The sequence below is a fragment of the Cyanobium sp. BA20m-p-22 genome (genome assembly GCF_024346275.1).
In the GTDB taxonomy this organism is placed as follows: Bacteria; Cyanobacteriota; Cyanobacteriia; order PCC-6307; family Cyanobiaceae; genus Cyanobium_A.
This window is the reverse complement of record NZ_JAGQCQ010000267.1, coordinates 1-5,339: the sequence shown is the minus strand read 5'-3', so window position 1 is coordinate 5,339 and position 5,339 is coordinate 1. Positions and strand designations below refer to the sequence as shown.

The 5,339-nt window shown below is 52.2% G+C and carries 6 protein-coding genes; 3 read left to right on the top strand and 3 right to left on the bottom strand.

Annotation, left to right across the window (positions count from 1 at the left end; genetic code table 11):
* The first annotated feature begins 271 nt into the window (after positions 1 to 271).
* Complete coding sequence (locus KBZ15_RS17795) at positions 272 to 1,132, top strand: Arm DNA-binding domain-containing protein (protein ID WP_255016559.1); 861 nt, start codon at positions 272 to 274, stop codon at positions 1,130 to 1,132.
* A gap of 127 nt (positions 1,133 to 1,259) precedes the next feature.
* Here KBZ15_RS17795 and KBZ15_RS17790 read toward each other — a convergent pair whose 3' ends face one another.
* Positions 1,260 to 1,439: a hypothetical protein gene (locus KBZ15_RS17790; protein WP_255016558.1), complete on the bottom strand. Its 180-nt coding sequence runs from the start codon at positions 1,437 to 1,439 to the stop codon at positions 1,260 to 1,262.
* 164 nt (positions 1,440 to 1,603) lie between these two features.
* Between KBZ15_RS17790 and KBZ15_RS18600 the strand changes: the two genes are divergently transcribed.
* Entirely contained in the window at positions 1,604 to 1,948 is a 345-nt protein-coding gene (locus tag KBZ15_RS18600) for a hypothetical protein (protein ID WP_315859928.1), read from the top strand.
* A gap of 226 nt (positions 1,949 to 2,174) precedes the next feature.
* Here KBZ15_RS18600 and KBZ15_RS17780 read toward each other — a convergent pair whose 3' ends face one another.
* Both KBZ15_RS17780 and KBZ15_RS17775 read right to left on the bottom strand, forming a co-directional pair.
* Positions 2,175 to 2,561, bottom strand: a complete 387-nt coding sequence (locus tag KBZ15_RS17780) for an HNH endonuclease (protein WP_255016557.1) — start codon at positions 2,559 to 2,561, stop codon at positions 2,175 to 2,177.
* Positions 2,562 to 3,178: 617 nt separating this feature from the next.
* A complete protein-coding gene (locus tag KBZ15_RS17775) occupies positions 3,179 to 3,388 on the bottom strand; it encodes a hypothetical protein (RefSeq protein WP_255016556.1) in 210 nt (69 codons plus the stop codon).
* 90 nt (positions 3,389 to 3,478) lie between these two features.
* On the opposite strand from KBZ15_RS17775, the gene KBZ15_RS17770 reads away from it, so the two are divergent.
* On the top strand, positions 3,479 to 3,901 hold the full coding sequence (locus KBZ15_RS17770) for a hypothetical protein (protein WP_255016555.1): 423 nt from the start codon (positions 3,479 to 3,481) through the stop codon (positions 3,899 to 3,901).
* The last annotated feature ends 1,438 nt before the right edge of the window (positions 3,902 to 5,339 follow it).

Sequence of the window (5,339 nt, the reverse complement as noted above, 5' to 3'; positions counted from 1 at the left end):
TATTTGTTGGTGTATCAGGCGTCTTAACTGGTAAATAGGTTCCAGTGCAGTCTCCCTGAGTCCGCCTAAAAAGGACACCCTCTCCGTATAGAGAAGGTCCTGCGAGGACCGATTAAGTCCCACTTCCCTTGCGGCGGTGGGACTTTCGCTATGTGGGTCGTCCAAGTTCGTTTGCCTAAAAACGGGGGCGTCCGAGAGTTGTGTTGTTGGATGTGCTGTTGGATGCGGAGCGCGTGTTGTTGGATAAAATGCGTGTTGTTGGATTGCTGAGATGCCCCTCTCTGACTCGCAAGTTCGTGCCCTGAAGGCGGGTGAGCGCAGACAGAGCAAATCTGTCGGGGATTCCCTGATTTTGGTGATTGAGTCGGTTGCCAGAGGCGGCGGCAAGTCCTTTGAAGGGCGGATGCGCTTCCCGCCAGGACGAGCGGGCAAGCAGGTGCCCGTGCGGATTGGTCCCTACGGCAAGGGTCTGGGCAGATGGACCCTCAAGGAGGCAAGGGAGGAGTGGGACCGCATCAGGGCATGGTCCAAGCAGACGGGACTCGACCCAAGGGACCTCAAGCGTCAGGAGCAGAAGGCGAGCATCCAACAACACGCAGGACCGACCCTGGAGCAGGCAGCGGAGTCCTTCCTCGCTCGTTCCGATACCCGCGAGCGCACCAAGGCGGGGTATCGGAACATGCTCTGGAACCAGGTGCTACCAGTGCTGGGCGCAGCAACGCCTGTGGAGCATTTCTCCTGGGACCACAAGCATCCAGGCGGTAAGAACGGCAGGCAGGTCGTCATGGATCTGAAGGCGGACATTGAGCGCCGTGCTCCTGTTCATGCCGACAAGGTGCTGATGGTGCTGCGGCAGGTCTTTGACCACGCCATTGACCAGGGATGGATGGCAAGAGACCAGAACCCAGCACTGGGAACCAAGGGCACCAAGTCAAAGCACAAACCAACACCCCACCCAACCTTGCGCTGGGAGCAATTGCCTGAGTTCTTCCAGTCGCTGGAACAGAACCAAGCGAACGGGTCGCACATCACGATCAGTGCTGTGAAGGTGCTGTTTGCGCGGCGACAATTAGGTAGGCGGGCGCCCGCCTACGTAGTTGACACCGGGCATTGTCAGAGTCCGGGTCGCTGACCATCAGCAGCACCTTGCCTTGCTGGGCGGCAAAGGTGTCTGAGATGTATTTGATGAAGATCAGACCCAGAACCAGATGCTTGTATTACGCCGCATCCATCTGGGCACGAAGTTTGTCGGCAGTTGCTCAGAGCACTGCCTTGAAATCCTTTGTGGGTGCTTCCTTCTTTGCTCTGCCTCGACCTCGCTTGGGCGCTGGTTCCTCCTCTGACCACAGCGATGCCAGCAGGTCATCGAGACCGCCCAGGTCTTCACCCAGATCCTCTTCGTCTGCTTCAGGGGTGGCGAAGGTCGCTGAGTCGGTCACTCGGTCTGGTCACTTCCGCCCATTCTCGCCTGCTGGACTGGGTTTTGCCCGTTATGCGGTTCTCGCATGGTTCTGGATGGTTGCCTGTGGGAACACTGTGAGCAGTCGCCCCAGACCGATGAGCACCCTCACTACCTCCGCCCCCTCCACCGAGGTGCTTGAGGATGCCCTGTTTTCCCGACTCAAGTACGTTTGCGAAAATTTTGCTTATTATTGGCAGGACTTCCATTTGCCAAAACTTGACCCGCAAGTTATCTATGGACTTTCATTTGTTTGCTAATCGCCTCATACGCGTTTCTGTCAACTTAATTTTTGCATATCTCCTGATAGGGATTCATTCTGGGATCGCTCAGGGTAATCAAATGAATGATATGTATAAAGACAAGAACGAGGCGGAAAGTCGTGATAAAGGATTGAAGTGTACTGGGGAATTCAAAATGGATGGCGCCTGGATGCCTTGTAAGAATATAGAAGTTTATGAGAAATCAGTTGAGAAGAAGAAGACATAAGAGCAGCGTCCTCAAACCATCAGCAACCCAAGGTAAAGGGCAATCCGCTACCTCTGCCGCTGTTCCTTCCTCCAGATCCGCTCCAGGGTCTTACGGCACTCGCCCTCGCTCAAGGGTCGTGCCAGGTCACGCCTTCTGAACACACTGCTGATCCACCAGACCTGAAGACCGCCAAATGCAAGGGCGACCAGACCCAGTTGGAGGTATCCAGTGTTCAGGTGCTCCATCACGCCCACCTTGCCCAGCGCCACTGCAGCGCCTTTTGATCAGGAATTTGCTTGAGGTGACGGACATTGGATCGTTCGACCTGAAGAGAAGTCAGATCGTGCCCAGAGGCAGGCACTACCTCCAGATGTTCTGGATCCAGGCACCACCTCCCAAGGTCATACAGCGCGTGATGCTTGCGGCAGAGCAGCAGTCCGTTGCCGCCCCAGTCACTGCCGTCGTTGCTCACAGGAACGATGTGCGCTGCTTCTATGACCTCTGGTGGCGCGTCACATAGACAGCAGCGCCTGTCCCCATAGCGACTGATGACCGCTGCCCGAAACGCTGCCTTCCAGTGAGATGGTGAAGACCAGAGACCTGCGCAAGGGTTCGTCAGCGACGAACTCAACCAGATCCACCCGTCGATTTGGTCCCTTGCCTATGTCTGTGGGTATTGACTTTCTTGGTAACGAACACGCTTGTTTATAACGTGGCAAACTGAATAGGCACTTTCTATAGTAGGTACTCGCCTTTCTTTTTCCAGAAGACGGTCATCTTTTACCAAGTACCACCCTTCAGTGCTCCGCTTGATATGGCAGTGCTCTGCTTCATTTGCGTGAGATGCAAGTGACATGTTGCTTGTGTACCCTTGGTTGCCCATGGTTCCTCATGCCTATGCACAAACCATAACATGCTTTAGACGCATGATCCATCACAGATGACCCAGAAATGATGCTTAATGCCTATTCGATTCCCTTATAGGCATTTTGACTTCTTACTTGATTCTTGATTAGTTGAACAGACTGCTCTCTTCTGCGGATTGCCTCAAAAATATTAATACAGATCACTCTGCTGGTGCAACCACTTTCAAAATTCCACTCTTGCTTGGATTTTATTCCAGAACTATTCAAAGTGGAATTTTTTAGAAAGATGGGCGCTCAACCTTTGCTTCTCAGGGAATAGAGCCGAATAGGTAAGTGTGGACTGCTATTGCTATGGCAGTCACAATTTAAAAAGGTAGGTTCCTCATTGGATTATGTTCAAACCGATGACTTGAATGTCTTCCACGTCTGGTTCCAACCATTCTGCAAACTCCTGTGTAATGGCAAGGATGTCTCCCTCATCCAGCAACCCACTAACAATTCGCGAAATACTCCAATCCACGATTTGAGAAACAATTTCTTCCGTTGTGGGCGGGGTTTGCTTCCAGCGTTTGCTCGAGAGAGGAGATTCCATTGTTCAAGCAGCAGTTTTGCAGAATTTTGTACCCTACACATCATTCTGATGATTTGCACTGGGTCCAGTGGACCTGCTTAAGAGGTCTTAATGCCTGAATTGGGCAGGCATCCAGTAAAACGTTTTCAAGGTCTTGTCTTTATTGCAACGTTCCCGCTACCTCTGCCGCTGTTCCTTCTTCCAGATACGCTCCAGCGACTTGCGGAACTCCCCACCGCTTTGTGGTTGTGCCAGGTCACGCTTCCAAAAGACGCTACCGATCCACCAGACCTAAAGACCGCCAAAGACCAGGGCGACCAGTCCCAGTTGGATGTATCCAGAGTTCAGATATTTAATCAACTTATATTGCCTGGGTTAAGCAACTTGACCCTCGTCGTTAATTCTACTGGCAGGAAGTCTGCCTATTCAGGAGGAAAGACAATTCGTCGGTTCCCCCTTCCGCATCTTTCGTCAATGCCGACAGCACGTATTCAAGATCTTCGCTCTCCAGATCACCTGTTTGGTTCCAGTTGAGTGAAAACAGAATTGACGAAGACATGATAGTGAAAGTCTGCCCTTTCTTGGGCCATGATGCTTGAGTCCCTCAAGTTTAACCAATTTGACTTGGCGTCAGCTGTCCTCGCCGACATTTTTCTTGTGAAGAAATGGTGAAACCGCTCTCTGTGAACACAACGAGTTGAAACCACTGCTGTGTCGATAGTCCGATTCCCTCATTGGTCTACTGCTTCTATCTGCTTGGGCATCTCAAGACGCTCTGTGCCCTTTGGCATCGCCTGGTCTGCTGGTGTTGCCTGAATGTCCACTGGTTGCCCTTCATGACCATTCCGCAGTGCTCACAGATCGTTGTAGGCACTTCTTTAACCCAGTTGGCAGGTCGCTCACCCACCAGTTCCCTGCGTGACGGGTCAATGCCCCTACCGCGTTGGTAGCGACCAAGAGCAAGCGCTGTGGTCACAAATCCTGTTTCCAGGCATCGGAACATGAGGTTCTGACCGCGAAGGTTTTGGATGTTGATGGGGTTGGCGGTCACCAGCAACGCAAGATCACTCAGTCCCATCTTCTCTTCGCGTTTGCAGTGGTGCTTGTCAGTGTCAGCGGAACCATTTGACCACCCCGCCCCATTGCGAGCAGTACAGGCGTATTCACTCTCGTGCGATGCCTGCTGTCCGCCCTGTGCTTGCTGTTGAAGACCCTTGTTGGCATCCCTGATTTCGGGGGGGGTAATTCGAACTGGTTCGTGACCGCTGCTCGAGAACCCACCCACCAAGAGGACGAACACCAAAGCGGAGTTCAGCATCGCCAAAGGTGCTCAGTAGTACAGCGTCTATGGCGTGGCGCTCCTGCTCCAGGGTCTTGATGATGCATAATGCTGCATAGTGCATCACCAACGCAACCAGCGTCGCACCAAGTGAGGCATTCCTTTTGACCCCAATTTCAACGAGAAGATGCACGAATTGCGGAGAAGTCAAGCCCCTAACCGCTGAGCATTTTCAGGTCGTTCGTGGTTTTGTAAGGGTATTTTCATTTTATTGCAATTCCTGTGACGCAGAATCAACAAAATTAAAGAGACGCCCTGAGGGCACTTGAGGTTGATTTAATTCAAGGCGCCAAGGCGGGTCTTTCAAGTGCTCTTTGGGGGAGGAGGCACCCCTGACCTACCCGACTCTCCAAGGTCTTATCCTTCAAGGGGAGCACTGCCTCAGAGGTTTTCGCAGTCGGTGCTAAGACGTGAGGTTCTATTGCGGATTATCCACAAGTGGCGTAATCCAGGATATAATGAGTGTGTTAAAGGTTCTTGCTTAGAGTGTGCAGAGTAGGCAGTCGTCCCACAAATCTCCATGCCAATTCTTTCTTTCATTAGGGCACCTCGAAAAATACGATCAGCCCTTGCGTTGAGGCGGCAATAGCTTATAATTTGGATAGTTAATTGCATCCCTAGTATGGGCCAAAG